Annotated in this window: 21 protein-coding genes and 1 pseudogene; 8 read left to right on the top strand and 14 right to left on the bottom strand. The window is 45.6% G+C overall.

Annotated features, from left to right (window positions below):
* Positions 1-21: 21 nt before the first annotated feature.
* The 5 genes from IEY13_RS15100 to IEY13_RS15080 form a co-directional block, all read right to left on the bottom strand.
* On the bottom strand, positions 22-1,125 hold the full coding sequence (locus IEY13_RS15100; protein WP_188953544.1) for a hypothetical protein: 1,104 nt from the start codon (positions 1,123-1,125) through the stop codon (positions 22-24).
* A gap of 10 nt (positions 1,126-1,135) precedes the next feature.
* The gene (locus IEY13_RS15095; protein ID WP_188953542.1) at positions 1,136-3,550 is read right to left on the bottom strand and encodes an OmpH family outer membrane protein; all 2,415 of its coding nucleotides are present in this window, start codon (positions 3,548-3,550) and stop codon (positions 1,136-1,138) included.
* 1,011 nt (positions 3,551-4,561) lie between these two features.
* A complete protein-coding gene (locus IEY13_RS15090) occupies positions 4,562-4,846 on the bottom strand; it encodes a hypothetical protein (RefSeq protein WP_188953540.1) in 285 nt (94 codons plus the stop codon).
* A gap of 116 nt (positions 4,847-4,962) precedes the next feature.
* Positions 4,963-5,418 carry a hypothetical protein gene (locus IEY13_RS15085; RefSeq protein ID WP_188953538.1) on the bottom strand — a complete coding sequence of 152 codons (456 nt, stop codon included), beginning with the start codon at positions 5,416-5,418 and terminating at the stop codon, positions 4,963-4,965.
* A 293-nt stretch (positions 5,419-5,711) separates the two neighbouring features.
* Positions 5,712-5,993: a hypothetical protein gene (locus IEY13_RS15080; protein ID WP_188953536.1), complete on the bottom strand. Its 282-nt coding sequence runs from the start codon at positions 5,991-5,993 to the stop codon at positions 5,712-5,714.
* A 200-nt stretch (positions 5,994-6,193) separates the two neighbouring features.
* Between IEY13_RS15080 and IEY13_RS15075 the strand changes: the two genes are divergently transcribed.
* Both IEY13_RS15075 and IEY13_RS15070 read left to right on the top strand, forming a co-directional pair.
* The gene (locus IEY13_RS15075; RefSeq protein ID WP_188953534.1) at positions 6,194-6,523 is read left to right on the top strand and encodes a hypothetical protein; all 330 of its coding nucleotides are present in this window, start codon (positions 6,194-6,196) and stop codon (positions 6,521-6,523) included.
* Positions 6,524-6,705: 182 nt separating this feature from the next.
* Positions 6,706-7,038 carry a hypothetical protein gene (locus IEY13_RS15070; RefSeq protein WP_188953532.1) on the top strand — a complete coding sequence of 111 codons (333 nt, stop codon included), beginning with the start codon at positions 6,706-6,708 and terminating at the stop codon, positions 7,036-7,038.
* A 53-nt stretch (positions 7,039-7,091) separates the two neighbouring features.
* Here the strand turns inward: IEY13_RS15070 and IEY13_RS15065 are convergent, their stop codons facing one another.
* The 3 genes from IEY13_RS15065 to IEY13_RS15055 all read right to left on the bottom strand — a co-directional run bounded on the left by IEY13_RS15065 (position 7,092) and on the right by IEY13_RS15055 (position 9,866).
* Positions 7,092-8,225, bottom strand: coding sequence for a hypothetical protein (locus tag IEY13_RS15065; RefSeq protein ID WP_188953530.1), 1,134 nt, complete (start codon positions 8,223-8,225; stop codon positions 7,092-7,094).
* Positions 8,222-8,851 (bottom strand): ABC transporter ATP-binding protein, encoded by a 630-nt coding sequence (locus IEY13_RS15060; protein WP_188953528.1) that lies wholly within the window; start codon positions 8,849-8,851, stop codon positions 8,222-8,224. The genes IEY13_RS15065 and IEY13_RS15060 overlap by 4 nt, the downstream gene beginning before the upstream one ends.
* 148 nt (positions 8,852-8,999) lie before the next feature.
* Positions 9,000-9,866 carry a DUF4382 domain-containing protein gene (locus IEY13_RS15055; RefSeq protein ID WP_188953526.1) on the bottom strand — a complete coding sequence of 289 codons (867 nt, stop codon included), beginning with the start codon at positions 9,864-9,866 and terminating at the stop codon, positions 9,000-9,002.
* A 187-nt stretch (positions 9,867-10,053) separates the two neighbouring features.
* Between IEY13_RS15055 and IEY13_RS15050 the strand changes: the two genes are divergently transcribed.
* The gene (locus IEY13_RS15050) at positions 10,054-10,521 is read left to right on the top strand and encodes a DoxX family protein (RefSeq protein WP_188953524.1); all 468 of its coding nucleotides are present in this window, start codon (positions 10,054-10,056) and stop codon (positions 10,519-10,521) included.
* A gap of 3 nt (positions 10,522-10,524) precedes the next feature.
* On the opposite strand, the gene pyrR is transcribed toward IEY13_RS15050, so the two are convergent.
* Positions 10,525-11,046, bottom strand: coding sequence for a bifunctional pyr operon transcriptional regulator/uracil phosphoribosyltransferase PyrR (gene pyrR, locus IEY13_RS15045; protein WP_188953522.1), 522 nt, complete (start codon positions 11,044-11,046; stop codon positions 10,525-10,527).
* Positions 11,047-11,141: 95 nt separating this feature from the next.
* Here pyrR and bamJ point away from each other — a divergent pair, with 95 nt between their 5' ends.
* The gene (gene bamJ / locus IEY13_RS15040; protein ID WP_188953520.1) at positions 11,142-11,891 is read left to right on the top strand and encodes a BamJ family beta-barrel-assembly machinery protein; all 750 of its coding nucleotides are present in this window, start codon (positions 11,142-11,144) and stop codon (positions 11,889-11,891) included.
* Positions 11,892-12,020: 129 nt separating this feature from the next.
* Here bamJ and pruA read toward each other — a convergent pair whose 3' ends face one another.
* Complete coding sequence (gene pruA / locus IEY13_RS15035; RefSeq protein WP_188953518.1) at positions 12,021-13,652, bottom strand: L-glutamate gamma-semialdehyde dehydrogenase; 1,632 nt, start codon at positions 13,650-13,652, stop codon at positions 12,021-12,023.
* A 45-nt stretch (positions 13,653-13,697) separates the two neighbouring features.
* Between pruA and IEY13_RS15030 the strand changes: the two genes are divergently transcribed.
* Complete coding sequence (locus tag IEY13_RS15030; protein ID WP_188953516.1) at positions 13,698-14,687, top strand: hypothetical protein; 990 nt, start codon at positions 13,698-13,700, stop codon at positions 14,685-14,687.
* A gap of 5 nt (positions 14,688-14,692) precedes the next feature.
* Here IEY13_RS15030 and prfB read toward each other — a convergent pair.
* The 4 genes from prfB to IEY13_RS15010 all read right to left on the bottom strand — a co-directional run bounded on the left by prfB (position 14,693) and on the right by IEY13_RS15010 (position 20,430).
* Positions 14,693-15,785 (bottom strand): peptide chain release factor 2 gene (gene prfB, locus IEY13_RS15025; RefSeq protein WP_188953515.1). Its coding sequence is split into 2 segments (ribosomal slippage): positions 14,693-15,736 and positions 15,738-15,785, totalling 1,092 coding nucleotides; the frame shifts between segments, so codons are not numbered across the junction.
* Positions 15,786-15,958: 173 nt separating this feature from the next.
* Positions 15,959-18,418, bottom strand: a complete 2,460-nt coding sequence (locus tag IEY13_RS15020) for a TonB-dependent receptor (protein ID WP_188953513.1) — start codon at positions 18,416-18,418, stop codon at positions 15,959-15,961.
* A 250-nt stretch (positions 18,419-18,668) separates the two neighbouring features.
* Positions 18,669-19,856, bottom strand: coding sequence for a prolipoprotein diacylglyceryl transferase (locus IEY13_RS15015; protein ID WP_188953512.1), 1,188 nt, complete (start codon positions 19,854-19,856; stop codon positions 18,669-18,671).
* Positions 19,857-20,016: 160 nt separating this feature from the next.
* Positions 20,017-20,430 carry a BrxA/BrxB family bacilliredoxin gene (locus tag IEY13_RS15010; protein WP_188953510.1) on the bottom strand — a complete coding sequence of 138 codons (414 nt, stop codon included), beginning with the start codon at positions 20,428-20,430 and terminating at the stop codon, positions 20,017-20,019.
* Between the two features lie 237 nt (positions 20,431-20,667).
* Between IEY13_RS15010 and IEY13_RS15005 the strand changes: the two genes are divergently transcribed.
* The 3 genes and pseudogenes from IEY13_RS15005 to IEY13_RS14995 form a co-directional block, all read left to right on the top strand.
* Positions 20,668-21,084, top strand: a complete 417-nt coding sequence (locus IEY13_RS15005; RefSeq protein WP_188953508.1) for an Hsp20/alpha crystallin family protein — start codon at positions 20,668-20,670, stop codon at positions 21,082-21,084.
* 138 nt (positions 21,085-21,222) lie between these two features.
* Positions 21,223-22,080, top strand: a complete 858-nt coding sequence (locus IEY13_RS15000; RefSeq protein WP_188953506.1) for a TraB/GumN family protein — start codon at positions 21,223-21,225, stop codon at positions 22,078-22,080.
* 8 nt (positions 22,081-22,088) lie between these two features.
* Positions 22,089-22,496 (top strand): annotated as a pseudogene (locus IEY13_RS14995) (RNA polymerase sigma factor); the annotation flags it as partial.
* Positions 22,497-22,555: the final 59 nt, after the last annotated feature.

Raw genomic sequence — 22,555 nt, 5'->3', positions numbered from 1 at the left:
CGTGTATTATCTGATGATGTTTTACTTTGTTTTTTGTTGAATATAGAAAGCTGCTGTATAGCGCTGCCTGGTTTGGGTGGTTAATTGCAACCGGTATACGGTATTGGCCCGGAACGTTTTATTCAAAGGCAACCACCAGGCATTATCGCCATAGTTTACCTGCTGTTCCACTTCCTGTATTACCTTTCCATCGGCCCCCACAAACTGTAGTGTTGCCTTATACGCTGTATCAAACGAATAATAGTGTATTCCTATTTTTTCACCAGGCAGCGCGGTAATCCCTATGGCCTCTTCTTCTTTTTTTAACACTACCAGGCTGGCGCTTTCGAGCTCTGCTTCTGTTTTTTGTCCGCCTTTTACCCAAAAACTCCACACCTCACTCTGCGATATTACCTGCCGGTTATTGCGGGCAATAACGGCCCAGGCATACCATCGGCTGGTATCCAGCGCATGGGCCGAGGCCGGGTAAACGCTCATAACATTGCTGAGATTTCCCTCAGTATACACAGGCATATTCTGCTGTATAGCCTGTTCAGGCGATTGCCCTGCCAGCACCGGTGCCACTACCAAATCGTAGGTAAGCGCACGGAACAGCGATAAGGGGGCCGGCGGCAGCCAGGTAAATTGCGGATATAAAACCATTATGCTGTCTTTATCTGCAGGGGTATTAAGCACCGGAGGGCTCAGCGGCTGTACTTCCAGGTGAATACAATCTTCCGTAAGCGGCTCCCAGGCATCGCCTTTCCAGCGGCCTACGGTATAACAAACCGTGTAACTGCCAACAGGTATAAAACCATCGGGTCGCAGGTCGTTATTAAAAGCAGGCGACAGATACCGGTAGCTGACCGGTTCAAAATCGGCATACCGCAACTGCGTAGTTCCCTTAGGCGCATGCACCATTTTACCCGCACCCGTCATTACCGGATTATTGTCCGGCGCGGCTGATACGGTAATATTTACTTCCACATCATACGCCACATCGCCGGCATTTACCAGCAGCAGATTCCATAGCTGTGTTTTTTGTATAACCCCTACCGGAGGCACCTGTACCGTTATACCCAGCTGCGCCCGCAGGTAGCCTGAAAACAGTAAGCAAAAACCCAAAAGCATCTTTTTACAAGTCATATTGAAGATGTTAGAATATTCTGAAAAAACTAAATCTGCCGGTATTGTTCGCTACCAGCCGCCTGTTGGCGCCAGGAATAAACCCTTTGTCTGCCATAAGTTGTATTTCGCCCAGTTTTTTAATAACTACCGAAACCATTGACTTATAGCCGAATTGTTTAATGTTATACTGTGTCTGATAATTGTATTTAACGCCCACACCCGCTTTTAGCCATTGCAGAATGGTATACTGCATTTCGTTATCCCAGGTATACAGATTGTAATCGCTTCCCAGTGCTATGGCTGCGGTTGACCGGCAGGTGAGCTTTTGGTAAAACAACTGCTGCGTAGCCTGCAGGTTGGTAGTATTGGCATATACAAAACCGCTGTCGGCCTGTTTATTATAAAAACGTGTATACATGGCTGTAGAAGTCATACCCACTCCTTTTACATTGTAGTAATGGCTCAGATTGGCCACCATTGTATAAAACAGATTTTCGGTATACGCACCATTACCCAGGCTGGTAAGCTGCGAACTGGGGTAATATCCCGCCATCATAACCGGCCAGCGCGGAACGCGCAGGGTAGCCTGAACACTTTTAAACACAATATTGTTTTGATACCCTGTGTTAGCAGCAGGGTTGCTATAGTCATTCTTTTTCAGAGAAGCCGTTACCAGTAACCTGTTGCGTAAAAAAGGCTGATCTGCTTTTACCATCCATGCTTTTTGCTGCATACCGGTGGTAATAAGACTGAACGACTGAAACGCAGCGCCATACACTTTGTAAAAAGCCTGAACTCTGGTACCGGTGGCTTTAACAGCCGTTTGCACTTTTAGCGAGTACGCCTCATTGGTATGTTCGCTGAAGCGGGTAACGCCGGAAAACAGATTATTCTTTTGAACACCAGCCTGATGGTAATAAGGCAGGGACGACTTAGCCAGCTCTGCGGTTAGCAGGGTGGCCTCTCCCAGTTTGTAATTACCTTCCAGCGAAAAACCCATTAAACGATAATCCGGTTGTGTTACCTGCCCCCCGCTGTTACCGCTGCTGTTGTATAATTGCTTTTTACCCGTGTACCAGGTAAGAATGATGTTATTACCATTCATCTGCCCCCTGCCTACCCTTACCAGGTACAGATGTTGTGGCGGGGCAGCAGCATTTTTAACAATGAAATCGCGGAAACGGTAATCAATGGTACCCGCTGCCACAGCCAGATACCAGGAGGGATTATACTCCAGTCTTACCCCATTAATACTTACATTTTTGGCAGTTAGTTCTGAATAATTCACTACTGTGCGGCCGATACTAAAACTTTTTACCGCCCATAAAAACCGGTACCCCGGTGGCAGCGCACTGTCTGGTATCTGCCTGGCCTGCACCTCCCGTTGCATTTCGTTTGCGGAAGCAAGGCGGCTTACCTGCATACGTTCATTCTGCTGCTGTATGGCCAGCCACTGTTTACCCTCCCGCGCAGCCTTTTCCAGCCTGGGCAACTGCTGCTGCAGAGAATCTACCAGTTTTTTTACCTCCTGATACTTTTTGCGGAAAGCACTGTCTTCTGCCGGTGATGGCGGTAGATTTACAGGAGGTTGGTTATAATTCCCTGACGGACTGCGCTTTTTCAGGTAATCCGGCAGCGGCAGCTGACCGGGTATGGATGGCTTTTGCAGGCCGGGTAACTCCCATTGCTCAAAATTCCATATCGTATCTACATTAACCGGGTTGCGCGCCGCCCACAGTTCCCGCTCACGTATGTTAATAAGGCGTTGCAGCGTTTCTGAACTTTGCAACCATTGCATCATCTGTAATTTTTCCAGCTGAACCTGCTCCAGCTGATGCTGCAAACGATTCACCGAATCAAATGGCAGCGAGGGGCTGGGCCAGGCATTCAATACCTGTTGCAACCGGTTATGATAATCACCTGAGTTCCAGTTCATACTCACATCGGTAAACTGGCGGGTAAAGGCAGAATTACTGAACCGGTTGGTGAGGTATATGCGAACAGGCAGCTGGTTTTTATACACCACATCCCAGTAGGTTTGCAGGGTATGGTAGTAAATATCCTGCTCAGCGTATGGCGTATCTATATAAGACCGGTAATCTACATTGTATAAAATGTTGCCGTGGATGGTAAAAGCAGGTGTTTTCAGGTTGGCCATTGCCTGCGCCCCCTCCGAACCGGGCGAAGGTGCTTTCAGCACGTAAGAACTATAACCGGGTTTGCCAATCTGCCGGGTAAACGCCATAGCTTGTGCAGTTGCCGCAACAGTATCTGCCGCGCTAACCAGCGTATCCTTAGTTTGTAAACGAAAAGTCCGTGGAGTGAGATACCGGGAAGCAGGCACCGGAACCACCTTACCCGCAGGGGTGGAATATTGCCCGTAGAGCAACGGTGTTGCCATCAGAAGCAGCCAGAGCAGGCATAGTTTTGCAGGGCGTTCCACGCGGTTTAGGTTTAAGGTTGTTGAGTGTTCTGATGCAAAGAAAGCTTTTTATTGCGAACTGAACCAGCAATACCCGTATATAAATACTTTATTATTCATCAACACCTGAAACAGTATAGTGTGCTGCCTATTCAACGGTAGGCAAAAGTGCCATTAAACAAACCGGAAATCTCCAGGTTATGATTAATATAAACAGATTATATTACCATTTGGCTACAAATTTATTACCGTACGGCAACTTACAACAGGTTGGTATTGTTGTATCGCGCAGCGCGGGAGTACTTACCCACCCCTTGTAGCGTCCATACATAGGGGTGCGCTTGTTGTGTCGCGCACTCCGGGTGGACTATACAAACCCTTGTAGCGTACACACACAGGGGTGCGCTTGTTGTATCGCGCACTCCGGGTGGACTATACAAACCCTTGTAGCGTACACACACAGGGGTGCGCTTGTTGTGTCGCGCACTCCGGGTGGACTATACAAACCCTTGTAGCGTACACACACAAGGGTGCGCTTGTTGTGTCGCGCACTCCGGGTGGACTATACAAACCCTTGTAGCGTACACACACAAGGGTGCGCTTGTTGTGTCGTGCACTCCGGGTGGACTATACAAACCCTTGTAGCGCACACACACAAGGGTGCGCTTGTTGTATCGCGCACTCCGGGTGGACTATAGGAGCCCTTGTAGCGTACACACACAAGGGTGCGTTTGTTGTACCGCGCACTCCGGGTGGACTATACCAACCCCGTGTATGCAGCACGGAGGTATGTTACACAGCTGTAAAAGTGCCTTGTAAGAGGTACTGTGCCGGGCGACCAGACTGTAGCAGGTTGTTGATTGCTATGCCTGTTACCCGTGTAATACCTGTTGAAAAATGGGAAAGTGATCTGCTGCCGGCCAGCCGTACTGTACCCGTGCCCAGGTGCATTTAAGAACAAGGTACGCATTACGTAAACGTCAGGGTAAAAGGCCGCCGGTGAGTGCAGTAAATACTGCGCCGGAAATAGGTTTACACGCCCCTGCCATCAGGCTTGCAGCGTGTGAATACACATAGCGGGTATCTGCCGGCAGTAAGTATCGCATATGAACCTGAAAATTTTTCTCCTGTAAATGCATGTGTAAAGTTCATTCCACTGGTTACACAAACAATTCCCGCAGACTTCAGGTAATAGACAAGTTTTTGCATGTCATAAATTGCATTTACGTTCTCATTCACAAATTCACGCACAGATGACCAGTCGCCATAAGCAGCATTTTGTTCTTTAAAAGTTCCGAATATTCTTGTATCTGACATAATTACCATCCAGTTTAAGCTCACGATCTGTAAACCCATCGCAGGATACCAACAAAAAAACTACAGACAACAACAGATATTTCATAATGCAATATTGTTATAATTTAATACAACAGCTATGTTATTCTAATCAGGTAACCATCATGATGGATAATTATAATCAGTTTAAGAGAATACGATATTATAATATGATCACCAGGCTGGAAAAAATCCATCTTAAACATATCTTCATAATAACTCACGAACTGATCAAAGTTATCCAGCTCGAACTCCGCTGCTTTCTTTATTGCCAATAATTCGTCAGAAATATAAATCCATCTGCCCTTTTCGAAGCCGTATCCATTTTCGCTAAAAACAATTTTTCTGAAATCGTCTTTACCAAAGTCAATTCTTCCCCATTCAAATTCTTCCCAATTCATAATCGGCCTCACTTCGACATTTAATCCCTTACCTTTAGCATACTCGATTAACTCATCGGGCAAAAAATGAAACGGTTCATGAATGTCCCGATTCAATACTTCAGTTGCCAGTCTAGTCTTAATTACAGACAGATCCAGTTCAATAAAGCTCATATAAACCAACTTTAGATATAAGCGCCATTGTTTGAATCAGGATTTAAAAAATTTGAGTATTAAGCCCTTTATCTTACCTTTGCTCTTCTTTATCGCTCTCTCGGAGCGGAGAGAAACAAAGGAAGTGCGCAAGACTTGTTTAAAACTAAAGCATAAGATCCGAAATGCCAGAGTAATACTGAGGGCTCACCGGATTAACCATGTCATTTTGAAACAAGCAGCCTTCCTTTTTTTATTTCTGATACTGCTGTAACCTAATCCCCTGACGACACATCTTTCATCTTACGATAAGATTAACCGATCTTGCTTAGCAGGCTGATGAATGCCATGAAAAGACCACAAAAATGAATAAATACATAAAGCCATCCAGGCGCCGTAAGTAAAACCGCCAGGAACGGTCTGCTATCAATTAATTCTTTATTTCTTATCCATATTATAGCAATAGTTGTTTCTACTGCAATAAATGCCCAAACCAGAAAAGCGAGGCCCCCAAACATGATGTCTACATCGGTAAACTGATACGTAAACAAGTCTATCATGGAACAAATCAGAAACGCATAAATAAGCACATTCATAAGTCGGTATCACATTTTAGGGCGGGTTCGGTAACCAAGATAGTCATATCGGGTAGTTTTCAACCAATAATCGCGTTTTGTTGCAAAACGGCAACATTTTCCCCAAAAAACAGCTGAAAAGCCCGCTTGAAACCCTAACAATGCCCCCCGTTCTGCTTTTGGACGCATTTTTGTTTTACTGCTGTTAAAATGTACAAGCTATGAAAATAAAACATCTCTTACCTGCACTCACACTTTTACTGCTGTTTTCTTTTGGCGCACAGGCCAATGGCTTAAGCAACCGCGAAATAAGAGATCGCGTGGAAGCCATGACGGCGGAAGAAAAACAACAACGCGCTGAAGTAATTAAAATGCGCGTAGAGGAAATTAAAAACATGGACAAATCGAACCTCACTACCGCTGAAAAAAAGGAACTGAAAGCTGAAATGAAAATGATGCGCAAAGAAGCCAAAGCTGTTGGCGGTGGCGGCATCTATATTTCATTGGCCGGTATTCTGATTATCATTCTGGTGCTGATTCTGATTCTGTAGAAATTCAAGCATATTACAGGCATTTGCCTGCTCTGAAGAGGTTGCCCCCATATACAAAGGCAGCCTCTTTTTGTTTATATCATCTATGTAAATATATTTCTTTTCACTTTGTTTCTGCCGCAGCATTTCCGGTCGGCTTTTTGTCTTACTGATATTGTTGTTAACGAGAAAATCCATACACTATGAAACGCAAACACCTGTTACCTGCATTAGCTGTACTCCTATGTACCAGCACGTTTACCGCACAAGCTTCCGGCCTCAGCAACCGCGAAATGAGAGAGCATGCGGCAGCTATGTCGCCCACTGAAAAAGAAGCACGCGCCGAAGAAATTAAAGCACGTGTGGAAGAAATTAAACATACAGATAAATACAAGCTTACCACTGCGGAACGCAAAGCCATGAAGGAAGAAATGAAAATGATGCGCAAGGAAGCCAAAGCTATGGGCGGTGGTGGCGTATATATTTCACTGGCGGGTATTTTGATTATTGTGTTGCTGCTGATATTAATACTGTAGTACCTATATACCACTTTTTTAAAAGCCCCTTACCTGCACAGGAAGGGGCTTTTTTATACCACGTGTGCCCCCGCACCGGTAGCAGGCTGATAACGGTAATACCCATAATAATAGATGCCCCCGGCGGCAGCCATAAACAGCACACTCATACCCAGCCACTGGCTGTAAATAACCAGCAGTATCTGCAACCCAAACAAGCCAGCCAGTACTTTCAGGTATTCTCCGGGGGTAAACGCCCGCAGAAAAGAAAGGCTGTGCATCAGCAATACCGTGCTGTAGGCAACGCCGGCAATACGGCAGGCATCGGCAACGTGTAATTGTAACGGTGTAAGTGCTGCAAGCGTAACCAGTTCCGGTAGCAGCAATACGGCATATAACACTGCATAGTCCAGCCAGCGGCGCAGCAGCGATACAGGTAAGGAGCGGTAAAACTGCAACTCTGTTTCTTCCAGCTCGCGCATACGGTAAATAATCATTCCGTTTACCAGTACGCCGAAGTTGAAAAACAAAAACGGGAAGCTGATATCATATACCTCCGCATTGTTGTTACGTGCCACCAGATACAATACCCCACAGCTATATATCTTAATACCCGCCCACAGTAGTTTTTGCGTACGCGCCACCTGCAGCAGTAATATTGCGGGGTAAGAAAGTGTTATATGATGCGTCCAACTAACCTTACCGGCTACATGGTTATTATACAGATGACTGAGATAATACACCAGCCTGCCTGCCGCTGCTACACACATGGCCACCGCTGCCCCCAAAGTAATAACAGTGTTTATTATAAGCCCCTGCCCTGCCCCCACATACACCACCCATACCATATATACCAACACGGGAAAAAACAGTGCTGCAACCACCCCCAGCCACAACCACCACTGTTTGCGCAGCGGAAGGCTGCGGAGTATATACAGAAAACTATAGGCAGGCCGTTGCAGCGCCCCCGTTATAAAGGCTACGCCCTTACGCAGATAAAGCGCCCATGCCGCCAGAACCGGCAGCAAAAATAAGCGGTGCGCCAGCATGCCTTTGGCAAGGGAGTAATGGTATTCAAAAATACCCGCTCCATCTACCATATTCACCACCCCAAACATAATTACAAACACAAAAAAGAACACGCCTGTATTTTCTTTGTAAAAAGGCAGCACCAACGATTTTATCAGCAGCCATAAAGGTTGTTTCATGCTAAACGGAGTTGACTGTTATACACTTCATATACTGTTACCGGCAAGGCTACGCTATCGTCCAGCTGCTGGTGCGAGCTCATCAGAAACAGGGTTCCCGCTTGCTGCTGCATACGCAGTATCCATTCGCACAACACTTTTACAGAAGTGGTATCCAGCGTAATAAGCGGTTCATCCAGTACCATTACCGGCGTGTTACTGCAAAGTGCCAGAACCAGCGATAGTTTTTTGGTCATACCCGCAGAATAAGTACCCACCGGCAGGTGTATCCACCCCTGCATATCCAATGCTGCTAACAGGGGTTCTGCCTGGCTCCAGGGCAACCGGCGCACATTCAGGTATAGCTTCAGCAACTGGGTGCCCGTAAGAAAAGAGGGGTATTGCGGCTCTGCCTCAGCCCAGCTTACCTGCCGCCTGTATGGCACCGGCTGCCCGTGCAGACTTGTCTGTTGAAAAAAAATATCTCCTTCAAAAGGAATAATACCTGCCACCATTTTAAGCAGGGTGGTTTTGCCTGAGCCGTTGCCCCCCTTAATCCAGTACAGGCCACTGTGCAATTGCAGCTCCGGTATATCCAGTATAGTGCGGGTATGATATGCTTTTTTTACATGCCTGAATTGAATCATGTGTTGTGTTTAACAGTTAACGGAATAACGTAACAAACACATTAGTGCAGCGGAAAGGCAAAATATTACAACAGATGCCTGTACATACATAAAAAAGGCCGCCCCGCTAACAGGGCAGCCCGGAAGATGGGGGGGGAAATTATGTTGGTTATTTGCGTAGCTGAATTGTTTTCAGGTTTTTATCATCACCCATTCCTAATTCTATATTGGTTATGGTAGTATCCTGGTAGCCGTTGGAAGCATTTACAAATACCGAATAGGTACCCGCAGGCAAACCACGCACCTTAAACCGGCCATCTTTTTCAGGCAGCGCATAGGCGGTATCGCTATTATTGAATACACTGATTACCGGATAAGCGTCCTGCGGTTTTACATAACCAGATAAGGAGGCAGTGGTTTTCTGAATAAACCAACGCAACCTTGGGTTTAAATAGAAGGTGTTATTACGTACGGTAATAATAGAGCGTTGTACATCAAAGTCCAGCCACAGGCGGTATTTGCCGGAAGCTATTTTCTCCCACTCGTTCCCCTTCAGGCTCAGCGTAATAGTAGCGGAGGTTCTGTTTCCAGGCAGCAACAGCGGATAGGTGCTGTTGTCTTTTACCAGACTGTTGCGGGAACCAATTTCAATCTTAATCTTTTTCACCTTACCCTCGGGTATCATACCTGTTGCCAGCAGAGTATCCAGCCCGTTGCGGAGCGACAATATATCGTATACCCCCGCGCGCATCTGCAGCGTTTCCCAGCTACGGCAACTATCATCACGCTGGTTCCAGTTGTTCCAGTTATTCATGTCTTTATCACAGGTATCTACCAGCACCTGTACCGACTGAATATCCACATATACATGGTCAAAATAGCCCGGGTCATCCGTAAGATACAGGGCCACAGACTGTTTACCGGCCGGTACCGGCTGGTCATTGGCAGACGAATCGTTTTTAGAACAGCTTACCAGTACAATGGCAGCGGTGGCAGCGGCGGTTATACCGGTTGCCAGTAGATGCTTCATTTTCATATGAGACGTATTTAGCGTAAAAATGAATCATCAGGCGTTTTGTTATTTGAATGCTAAAAATTCAAGAACTATGCCATTGGAAGGGAAAAAACCTTAAAATATCGGTGTTTAAGCATTGCTTATTTAACAGTAAAGGGGCAACCATTTCGTGCGCAGGAACGTTTTAATTGTATAAAACTGTACAATTATGAACCTTTTACATCAACTGCGACACGAAACCTCGCTGAATCAGCCCAAATGGCTGGTGATACCGAGAATATTACTGGGTGGGATGCTGTTTATTAAGGGGATTACTTTTGTAGGAGACAGCAGCCATCTGGAATCACTGATTGAAAACAGCCGGCTGGCCGGTAGCTTTACGCCGGTACTGGCGGGTATTATTGCATGGACGCACCTGATAGGTGGTTTGTTTATATTAACCGGGCTGGCCACAAGAGCTATGTGCCTGTTACAGATACCTATATTACTGGGTGCGGTGCTTTTTGTAAACCTGCCCAACTTTACGCTGGATAACAGCGCTGAACTGTGGTTGAGCATGGTTGCACTGGTAATGCTGATTGGCTTTGTAATTGAAGGCAGCGGTAAAATATCGGCGGATGAATATTTCCGTACTTATTATAAAGCCGGCTACCATAAAGTAAAAGTAGATGTGTAGTGCTTATACAAGCACTACTTCATCTTTAGGATCTTTTTCGCTCCAGTATACTTTTACTTTATCAGAAGCAAAAGTGTCTATGGCGCGTCCGATATAGTCGGCATGAATAGGCAGTTCACGGCTGAAACGGCGGTCTATCAGTACACACAGTTCCACTTTGGCCGGGCGTCCAAAATCCAGCAACGCATCCAGCGAGGCACGTATGGTACGTCCGGTCCATAGTACATCATCTATCAGCACTACGTTTTTGTTTTCTATGCTAAAAGGAATGTTGGTAGCATTGGCCACATGCAACTCCTTGCGTATATCATCCCGGTAAAAAGTAATATCCAGTTTGCCATAAGGCACCTCAGCAGTACCCAGTAACCCGCGTAACTCCGCCACAATTCTGTCACTCAGAAAAATGCCTCTGGGCTGTAGGCCAATAATCACCGTATTTTCCAGTTGAAGATGGTTTTCCAGAATCTGGCAGGCCAGTCTTTTTACCGTTAATGCTACCTGTTGAGCCGTTAAGATAGATTTCAAAATAAATTCCGCTGTTTAAGGCACTAAAATAAAGCATTCCGGTGAATGATGAATACTGTATCTTAGGCGGGCTTATTTAAAAGTTATTGAAACGGATGAAAAAAATAATTGTAACCTTTAGCGCTCTGGCCGCTGTTACCGGCGCTTTTGCCCAGACTAAAACAACCAAACCAGCTACCGGTGTTAAAAAAACAGTAGTAAAACCGGCTGCTACCGGCACACAAAATATTACCGATAGCTTCAGTTACGCCATTGCTATGAGTACCGCCAGCTTTTTTAAAGACAAAGGCGTTAATCAGGTAAATATGGCCATGGTGCAGAAAGCGTTTGACGATGTGATGAAGAAGAACAAAGCTGCCCTTACTCCTGAACAAATGAATAAGGTGATTATGGACCGTATGCAAACCATTCAGCGCGATAAAACTTCTGTAGCGCGTAAAGAAGGTATTGCATTTCTGGCTGCCAACAAAACCAAGCCCGGTGTGGTTACTACCCCCAGTGGCCTGCAATATCAGATTCTGAAACAAGGCGATGGCCCTAAGCCAAAAGCTACCGATAAAGTAAAAGTGCATTACCATGGTATGCTGATTGACGGTACTGTATTTGACAGTTCTGTGGACCGCGGCCAACCTATAAGCCTGGGCTTAAGCAATGTAATTGCCGGCTGGACCGAAGCTTTACAGTTAATGCCTGTAGGCAGCAAATGGAAACTGTTTATACCTTCTGAACTGGGTTATGGCGATAGAGACGCGGGTCCGGTAATTAAAGGTGGTTCTACCCTGATATTTGATGTGGAATTACTGGCTATTGAAGCACCGGATGCTGCCGGCAGCCCGCAGGAGTAGTGAGTAGTGAATTGAGAGTTGAGAGTTTGAAGTTGGGAGTTTTTACTTTTTACTTTTGAATTTTCACTTTCCCGATACAAAAAGGGAAGCAATTATCAAGTTGCTTCCCTTTTTTATTCAAACGGCTTATTAGTCCTCTGCCAGGAACGGATATTTATAATCCACCGGAGGATTGAATGTTTCTTTAATAGTACGTGCGCTTAACCAGCGGTACAGGTTCAGCTGACTGCCTGCTTTATCGTTGGTGCCGCTGGCACGGGCACCACCAAAAGGCTGCTGCCCTACTACCGCACCGGTAGGCTTATCGTTAATATAAAAGTTACCGGCAGAGTTACGCAGTGCAGCCGTAGCTTTTACCACAGCTTCTCTGTCCTGCGCCAGTATTGAACCGGTAAGTGCATAAGGAGAGGTAGTATCTACCAGGTTTAACACCTTATCAAAATCATCCACCTCATATACATACAGGGTAAGTACCGGGCCAAAGATTTCTTCGGTCATAGTAGCATAACGCGGGTCTTTTACTTCAATAACCGTAGGGCTTACAAAATAACCTTCCGATTTGTCGTAAGTGCCACCTACCAGAATGGTGGCTTTTTTATCTTCTTTTGCCCTGTCTATATAACCGGTAATTTTATTAAAGCTCTTTTCGTCAATTACCGCATTAATAAAGTTGCCAAAGTTTTCTACCGTACCTATTTTAAAGGTGTTTACAGTAGCTACCAGTTTGTTTTTGATAGCGGTAGCCAGGTTAGAAGGTATGTAGGCTCTGGACGCCGCAGAACATTTCTGGCCCTGAAACTCAAAAGCACCTCTTGCCAATGCAGTAACGGCCACATCCACATCGGCACTCTTGTGCACCAGCACAAAATCTTTACCGCCGGTTTCGCCTACAATACGTGGGTAGGTTTTGTATTTAGAGATGTTTTTACCAATGGTTTCCCAGATGGTGTTGAACACACCTGTAGAACCGGTAAAGTGTACACCTGCAAAATCAGGGTGTGTAAAACAAGCCTTGCCTAAAGCAGGTCCGTTTACATATACCAGGTTAATTACGCCATCGGGCAAACCGGCTTCTTTCAAGATACGCATAAACATCTGCGCAGAATATATCTGGGTGTCAGCCGCTTTCCATACCACCACATTGCCGCACATAGCAGCACTGGTAGGCAGGTTACCACCAATAGCAGTAAAGTTAAACGGCGTAATAGCCAGTACAAACCCTTCCAGCGGGCGCCATTCCAGCCTGTTGTGAATGCCTGGTGCAGAAGCGGGCTGCTGGCGGTAAATCTCGCTCAGGTAATGCACGTTAAAACGCAGAAAGTCTATCAGTTCACAGGCAGCATCAATCTCTGCCTGGTAAGCATTCTTACTCTGGCCCAGCATGGTGGTGCCGTTGATATACGCCCGGTATTTGGTAGCGAGCAAGTCGGCTGCTTTTAAAAAGATATGCGCCCTGTCTTCCCATGGCATGTTGGCCCAGGCTTCTTTTGCCTTCAGCGCAGCATCAATAGCCTGCTGTACATGCTTTTCATCGCCCATGTGAAAATGGCCCAGCACATGTGCAGTTTCGTGAGGAGGACGGATGGCTATTTTTTTACCGGTTTTAATAGCGCGGCCGCCAATGTACATCGGAATTTCCAGAGGCTTTTTCTTCAGATCGGCCAGTGCTTTCTTCAGCGTGGCACGCTCAGGCGAGCCGGGCGCGTAGTTCTGCACAGGCTCGTTGGCCGGCAACGGGTAATTAAAATATCCCAGATTCATAGCTAAAAATTTTGCACAAACCTAAGAAATAAAGTTTCTTGCACTATGCGTTATTTCTCCAGGTTTTGTTTAACAGTGTTGAAGCAGGTGGTATACGTGAGCCAAAGCCGCAGGAAAGAAACCGCCAGGGCAGAGCAAATACTTACTGATATTGAAAAAAAGCTGGGCGGCAGCTTTGTACCCGCCACGCGCCGTAAGGTAATAGTAAGCTATGCTATTTACAACCCCATGATCTGCGATGTGTTTGCAGGATTACATGGGCGCAACACTACCCTTGCTGAAAAAGAAAGACTGGTGCACTACTTTATATGCAGCTCGCTGTTTGATGATTTTACTGATTATGGTGGTATTACCACAGAACAGCTGGCTGCCGTTTCTTTTACACCGGAAAACTATGAGGCACATACTTTTGACGAAAAAGCCTTTCGCCAATCGCACCTGTTGTTAAAAAACTATGTGCAGGATAAAGATGCCTATCTGAATATTGCCCGCAGCCTGTTTGATGCCCAGATAGCCTCGCAACAGCAACACCAGAGTGCCCTGCCGGATGAAACCATTCAGCAGATTACGTTTATGAAAGGAGGCTATGCCGTGCTGCTATGCAGGCATTATCTGGATATACAAGCTTCGGAAGCTGAAGAGGAATGCTGGTACCGCATAGGCAGCATTATACAACTAACCAACGACCTGTATGATATTTATAAAGACCTGCAGGACGAAATAGCCACGCTACCCAACCGCATGACCAACGCTTACACCTTTGAGCAGTTTTTTGCCGCACAGGTTACGCAACTGAAAGCATACATTGCCGCCCTGCCCTGTTCGCAAAGCCGCAAACAAACCTTTTCTATTTGCCTGGCAGGTATCTGCGCCTTTGGTTTTGTAGCTATTGAGCAGCTGAAACAATTACAGGGCAATGCACTGCAGCTACCCGATCTGAAACAGCTGGAACGGAAACAGCTGATTGTGGATATGGAGAAAAAAATAAACCGGAAACGCTGGTTCCGGTTTACTTACAAATATGGGAAGCTGTAAACAGCTTAGGCTTCTTCTTCCTTGGCGCTCATCAGATAGGCTTTAATAAAGCCATCCAGCTCGCCATCCATTACAGGCTGCACGTTACCCACTTCATAATCCGTACGGTGATCTTTAATCATCTTATACGGGTGAAATACATAACTCCGTATCTGGCTGCCCCACTCAATTTTCTTTTTGCTGGCATTGGTAGCGTTCTTGGCCTCCTCGCGGCGGCGCAGTTCTTCCTCGTACAAACGGCTCTTCAGCATTTTCAAAGCCAGTTCGCGGTTTTCGCCCTGTGTACGTGCCTGCTGACATTCCACAATAATACCACTGGGTAAGTGTTTCAAACGCACCGCGGTTTCTACCTTGTTTACGTTCTGGCCACCTTTACCACCACTGCGGTAAAACTCCCATTCCAATTCGGCGGGGTTTACGGCAATTTCAATACTATCGTCAATCAGCGGGTACACAAATACAGAAGCAAAAGAAGTATGCCTGCGGGCATTACTGTCGAAAGGTGATATACGCACCAGCCGGTGTACCCCGCTTTCGGCTTTCAGAAAGCCGTAGGCAAAAGGCCCGTCAAACTGTAACGTAGCGGCTTTAATACCGGCACCATCGCCTTCCTGGTAATCCAGTTCAGATACCTTCCAGCCCTGCTTATCACCATACATGCGGTACATGCGTAATAACATCTCTGCCCAGTCCTGGCTTTCGGTACCGCCAGCACCCGGGTTAATCTGCAATACGGCCGGCAGTTCATCTTCCGGCTGGTTAAGCGTGCTTTTAAACTCCGTGTCTTCAATCTCTTTCAGTGCCTGCTCGTAAGAGGCACGGGTTTCTTCTTCTGTAGCATCTCCCCCTTTCCAGAAATCGAATAACACTGCAAAATCTTCCACTGCCGCCTCTACCTGCCGGTACAGCTTCAGCCAGAATTCATTTACCTTAATTTCTTTCATAATAGCCGTGGCACGCTGGTTATCGTCCCAAAAGCCCGGCGAGAGTGAGAGCTGACGGTCGTTATCTATTTTGGCAATACGATTATCGACGTCAAAGAAACCTCCTCAGGACACTAACACGGTCCCTCATATCCTTAATTTGTTCAACTGTCATAGGGCGGCAATATACATAAAAAACAAAAGCCCTGATAGACATCAGGGCCGTTACTATATAATGCACATGAGAAACTTAAATCAATTTTTTGTGGTTGATAACCGATAAGGTGAAGATGTTGCACGTTCCGGAAATAAAAATGTCAAATCTGGATGAGCGGTATCAAAAGATTGTTAATTGTCGCCCTTCACCCGGTTTTGTTCATCGCCTGCTCCGCCTCTTTTACGCTGCTGCGCCGCCTGCCCCTTGCTAAAACGATACGTGAAACTCACATTCACCACACGGTTATCCCATTGGTTATAGATATTTATATCTACATTCTGATAACGGCTGTAACCTCTGAAAGCCTGTACGTTTAAAAAGTCGCGAATGTTGAGTCGCAGGCTGCCTTTTTTATTCATTATCTGTTTGCTCACCGCAAAGTTCAGCGCTCCCATGGGTTTGGAAACAATCACCCCTTCTACGGCACTGCTGCGGAAAAAGCCACTCAGTTCCAGGTTCCAGGTTTTACCAATCTGAAACTGGTTAGAGATATTGGTCATAAAGGCATTGCCATTTACTTCCAGGTAACCATTATTTACCACCCCACTAAAGCGGCTGTGGTTGGCCTGCGCATAAATATTGGCCTTCCACCATTTGGTTACCGGCATATTAGCGCTTATGCTTGCGGTATACACTTTGGTTTTGGCTATGTTGCTTTTGGTTTGGTAGGTAGTAGTAATACTATCTACCTGTTCCAGCACATCCATGATGATATCATTGGTTTGTGAATAGCCGATACCAGAGGTAAGAAAGCTGTTCCAGGTATGGTTCAACTCAATATTATGACTAAACTGCGGACGCAGACTGGGATTGCCTTTTTCAAACGTATACTTGTCCAGGAAATAATAAAACGGGTTCATATCCTCATAATCGGGCCGCTGTATTCTTCTGCCATAGCTTAACGCAAACTGGTTTTTCCCGTTAGCGGTATAACCAATATAGGCAGTAGGAAACAGCTGGGTATAGTTTCTGTTAAACACTTCGCCGGTAGTCAGCTGCTCGCCTCTGGCATTGGTATTCTCTACCCGCACCCCCAGCTGGGCACTCCATTTTTTGCTCAGCGGTCTGCTATAATTGGCGTATGCAGCATTAATGTTTTCGCGGTACACAAAGTGGTTACTACGGCCTTTATCGGTATCCCAGTTGCCCGTGGCAAGGTTCTGTACGGTATAACGGGCATCGTTATCTGTTTTTACCACACTGGTTTTTACACCGGCTTCCAGCTTCGATTTGTCTTTCATAGGGTGTGTATAATCTGCCTTGGCGCTGTAGATGCGGATATCAGAAGGCAAAGCTCCGTTCATATATTCATCTGCCCGGGTTTTGCTCCATCCCCCGTTGTAGAATATATTACGGAAATACTGATTGTTCTCGCCCTTGTATTGCAGATAATCCACATCGGCTGTAAATTCTCTTCCGGTTGAATCGAACTGATGCCGCAGGTTAACGTTTGCGCCCAGATTGTTAAAGTGTCCTTTATCATTATAATCTGCCACGGTAATGCTGTCTACCTGTACTGCGCCCGGTTTGGTTATCTGGGTAACATTGTCGTTATCACTTACCCGTGGGTTAAAGAAACCCGTTACTACACCACCAATAGTAGTTTTGGAGGTAAGGTAGTAGTCCACCCCTGCCTTAAAATTATGGCTCTGGTTGTTGCGCTTCATAACGGTACGCTGGGTAAACACAGACATAATTTCTTCTGTAGACTGGTTGCGGAAATTGCGGGTAATACGGGTATCCTGCTGGTTTTTATTCCAGTAATGGCTATAGTTGCCAAACAGGTTAACCTTACCGGTGCGGTAATTGAGATTGATACTGTTGTTGCTTTTAGGCCTTAACCCCATGCCCGCCCCCAGGGTTACGCTGCCATTGAAGCCGGTTATTTTCGTTTTTTTAGTACGCAGGTTAATTACCCCTGAGTTACCAGCCGCATCGTACCGTGCGGGGGGATTGGTCATAATCTCCACCTGATCCAGATTGGAAGACGGCATATTCTTCAGAATATTTACCAGGTCAGTTCCGCTTAAATAAGTAGGCTTGCCATCTACCAGCACCAGTACACCTGCCTTTCCTTTCAGGCTTATGTTACCGTCTTTATCCACCGTAATACCGGGCGATTTTTCCAGCACATCCAGCGCGCTTAATCCGGCATTGGTGGGCGATGCATCTACATTCACAATGGTTTTATCCAGTTTCTGCTCTATCAGTTGCTTCTTAGCGGTAACGGTAACGCCTTCCAGAGCTGCTTTTGCCAGCTCCGGCTGTATATCCGCCACCTGTAGCTGCTGCGTGGCTTTGGTTACAGTAATAAGCGGCGAATAGCGTTTTTCGTAGCCTACCGCTTCTACCGCTACCAGGTAGCTGCCGGGTACCACACCGGCTATGGTGTATACACCTGCTTTATCCGAAACAGCTGTTTTAATAAGGCTGGAGTCTTTTGCCTTCAGTAATTGCACAGTAGCTGCCTCTAAAGGGTGCTGTTTGCCCAGCACCCTGCCACTAAGGCTGCCCGCGGGCACTTGCGCCTGTAATACCTGCCGGGCAGATAAAACAAGCAGTAAAAGGAATATTGGAGTAAATTTTCTCACGGTAATATGTTTGGAAGTGGTTGTCATTAATTACAGGTCTAAAATAGGTACTATGTTTTACACAGTACAATGCTTTACTTCGAACGGTTGCTATTACTGATGAATGGCGCGCACATTCACCGGCACTACTACGTGTAAAGCCCCGTTCTGTTACACGGATGGGATAAACGGTTATAAACCGGGATAGCGGGAATTACCGGGCACAAAAAAGCCCCCTTACGGAGGCTTTTGAAAAATATCAGCTGTTTTATCAGCCATTCACCTGCCTGGGCGGCGGCGAATTAAGGAATTTGCTTTTTTGTAATTGTGGGGCCAGCAGATACAGGGCTATACCAGCCAGCATAAGGCAGGTAGAAATAATCTCTGCCTGTGTAGGGTGAAAACCAAAGAAATTCTGTGGCGTGTTCACCCGTATTTTTTCAATCAGAAAACGCTCCAGCCCATTCACAAATAAATAAGCGGCAAACAAACGTCCGGCAACCTTTACACGCTTGCGTAACGACCATAACAGGAAAAACAAAGCCAGGCTCATAATAATCTCATACAATGGCGTAGGATACACTGGCTGTGGCAAATGCGTGCAATAGTCATCCCAGGTACAACCCGGTAAAGGAACCCCCTCTTTGTTTACGTTATGCGCATAATCGTAAGCCCATGCCCAATCGGGTATAAAGCTGAAAGGCCTGGGTTTGGTGTTTACAATACCCCAATCCCCATCGCCCGCTACCTGGCAACCTACACGGCCCAAACCGTACGATAACATCAGCACCGGCCCAAAGGCATCCGCAGCATGAATAATGTTTACATTATGCTTACGCAGAAACACCACAATAGCTATGGTAGCACAAATAAGCCCCCCGTAAAAAGTAAGCCCGCTAGGCGCCAGCAGGTTACCAATAGGGTCTTGTATAAACCGATCCCAGTTTTCCAGGTTATCAAAAACTTTAGCACCCAGAAAGCCGAATATTGCCGCCAGAATGGTAATATCTCCTACCCGGTCGCTCGGCCATATTCTCATATCCTTCTCCATCGGCTTCGGCATTTTAGCCTTGTTCTTATCCCACCACTTCAGGCCGGCAAAAAACAAACCCAATACCATACCGGCAGGAATACTACCGGCAGAAGAGAAGATAAAAGCCTGCGGATCTTTTAACGCACCTTCGGTAAACAGTACGCCCAGTATTTTATAACCGAATACAAAGCCGAGTATAAAGTTAACAAGCAGCTCTGTAGCAGAAGCAGGTTTACCTACTATCACCTTCGTGTCTTCATAAGTAAGCAATCCTTCTTTCTCTTTGCGCTTTAATTCCTTCATCAATACCCATGCAGATATGAAAAAAGCAATGGCTACAAAAAAGCCGAAGGAGTTGATGACTTTAAGGGCCTCAATTTCGATACCGAACAGTTCTTTAAAGAGATAGTATAAGTTAGGATACATCCGTAATAGGTTTCAATGCGTTGCAATGTTAGAGAAAAATGCGGTATCAGCCTTACAAAGCTGGCAGCAAATAAAAATCCCCCTGAAGAATCAGGGGGAACTATTTACTAACCCATCCATGATGAAAGCCTTGCGGCTAACATCGAGGCTCTTTAGCGGCTTAACAATAATGATTGAAAGCGGCGATTAAATTATGTGCTATTGCCTGTGCCGGTCTGCCTTCAATCTGGTGGCGCTCTATAAAGTGCACCAGTTGGCCATCTTTAAATAAAGCGATGGCGGGTGAAGACGGTGGGTAAGGCAATAAATGCTCTCTTAACTTTTTAACAGCGTCTACATCAAAACCTGCAAAGCTGGTAGTAAGTCTGTCAGGACGCTTTTCTGTATTACTTACTGCCATCAGTACACCGGGTCTTGCACTGCCTGCGGAACAACCGCATACAGAGTTAATCATTACCAGGGTAGTACCTGCTGCTTTTATAGTGGTATCTACTTCGTCAGGAGTTACCATTTCATCAAAACCGTTATCTGTTAATTCTGCCTTCATTGGCAGTACTATTTCTGCTGGATACATCTCGCTTATTCCTCCTTTTCCTTTGTTAGGATAACAAAATTACGTGAAAACATCGTTCCGTAAAAACCTTTTTTATGACATTTTGACCTTTTCACAGATCAATAACAGACAAAAAGGCACAAAACTACTACAAATCTTGCCATTTTGTACGGAATAAGGCCCAAAAAACGGCATGGAACGCCATTTGAACTACTTGTTCCGGAACAACAAATTCAAAAAACTAAAAAAGGAATAATTATGACACTGGTAAAACACAACTACAGAAATCTGGGAAATCTTTTTGATGAGTTCTTTACTTCTTTCCCTGCTAACAATGCACACACTAACAACGTACCTCCGGTAAACATTTACGAAAATAACAACGGTTACCAGGTACAACTGATTGCTCCGGGTTTAAACAAGAGCGATTTTAAAATTAATGTGGAGAAAGGTCTTTTAACTATCAGCTATGAAAAGAAAGCGGAGCAGGAACAGAAAGAACAAAAAACACATCGCCGTGAATTCAGCATATCCAGCTTCAAAAGAAGTTTTACTGTAGACGATCTTATTAATGTGGATGGCATACAGGCTAAGTATGAAAATGGTGTACTGGAACTGCTGCTTCCTAAAAAAGAAGAAGTAAAAGTAACGCCTAAAGAAATTGCGATTAACTAATTGGTTAGATAAGGATAGTTTCATAAGAGTTGGTTTTGGTTTAGTACCCTGTGTATTCACACAGGGTTTTTTATTTTTAGCCTGTAATGTTTTGCCCTGCCGCTATACTAATGTATAAAACCATACCTTTCGTGTGATATGAAATACCTGATACCTATTATAGCCTTCTTTATCTCCGGCGTATGTCTGGCGCAAAAGCCCACTGAAAAAACACTGCTGTGGAAGATAAGCGGAAAAGGCATCCACTCCGCCTCTTATTTGTATGGCACCCACCACCTGGTGTGTCAGGATCAGCTGAAAATAGATTCTGCTATTAAAAAAGCATTCCGCAGCACCCAACAATTGTATCTGGAGCTGGATATGGACGATCCCACCATGGCACTGGAAGCATTGAAATACATGCCTATGAAAAACAAACAGTCGCTCAGTGATTTTTTATCGCCTAAAGATTACGACTCGGTGGCCACGCTGTTTCAAAAGCGCACCGGCATTCCCATGCTGCTGTTTAAATCGTCCAAACCTATATTACTGGCCTCCATGTTATACCCTGCTATGATGCAGTGCAAACCCGAAGGCTGGGAAACCGTATTTATGATGATGGCCAAAGAACTGAACATGCCGGTGAACGGGCTGGAAACAATCGCCTTTCAAATGAGCATCTTCGATTCTATTCCCTATAAAGCACAGGCAGAAAGCCTGAAAGAAATGCTGTACAACTTCGATAGTCTGCAACGCACCAATACCAAACTGGTAAACATGTATCAGAATAAAGACCTGGATAAACTGCAGCAGGAAGTAGTGGAAGATAAAGACCTGGGCAAATACGCACCTGTATTATTATACAACCGAAACGCCAACTGGGTACCCAAAATAGCTGCACAGGCTAAACAGCAACCCACCTTTTTTGCAGTAGGCGCCGGACACCTCGGTGGCAACAAAGGCGTTATTGCCCTGCTGCGCAAACAAGGTTACACCGTTACTCCCGTTATGTATTAATTATAAGTATGCCCGAATCCGCTGAATTTATTGCGCTGCTTTCACAACACCGGAACATTATACATAAGGTTTGTAACCTGTATATGGATAACAGTGAGCAGCGGGAAGATCTTTTTCAGGAAATAACCTTACAGGCATGGAAAAGTTACCCGCACTTTAAAGGCGATGCCCGCTTCAGCACCTGGCTGTACCGGGTGGCGCTGAACACCGCTATTACTTATTTTAAAAAGGAACAACGCAGAAGCGCTGTGGTACTGGCCACCAACTTTCCGGAAACTTCCGATACGCCAGACCCGGTGCAGGAACAACTGATGGCCATGTATAAAGCCATTGCTACCCTTTCTAAAATTGACAAGGCACTGGTAATGCTATACCTGGAAGATTACAGCTACCAGGAAATTGGCGATATGCTGGGCATTACTGCCAACAACGTAGCCGTAAAAATGAACCGCGTGAAAAGCCGTTTGAAAGAAGA

Origin of the sequence: Filimonas zeae, from assembly GCF_014641615.1 — a bacterium.
Taxonomy (GTDB): Bacteria; Bacteroidota; Bacteroidia; order Chitinophagales; family Chitinophagaceae; genus Filimonas; species Filimonas zeae.
Note: the sequence above shows the minus strand (reverse complement) of the source record. Positions and strands in the feature narration are given on the sequence as shown.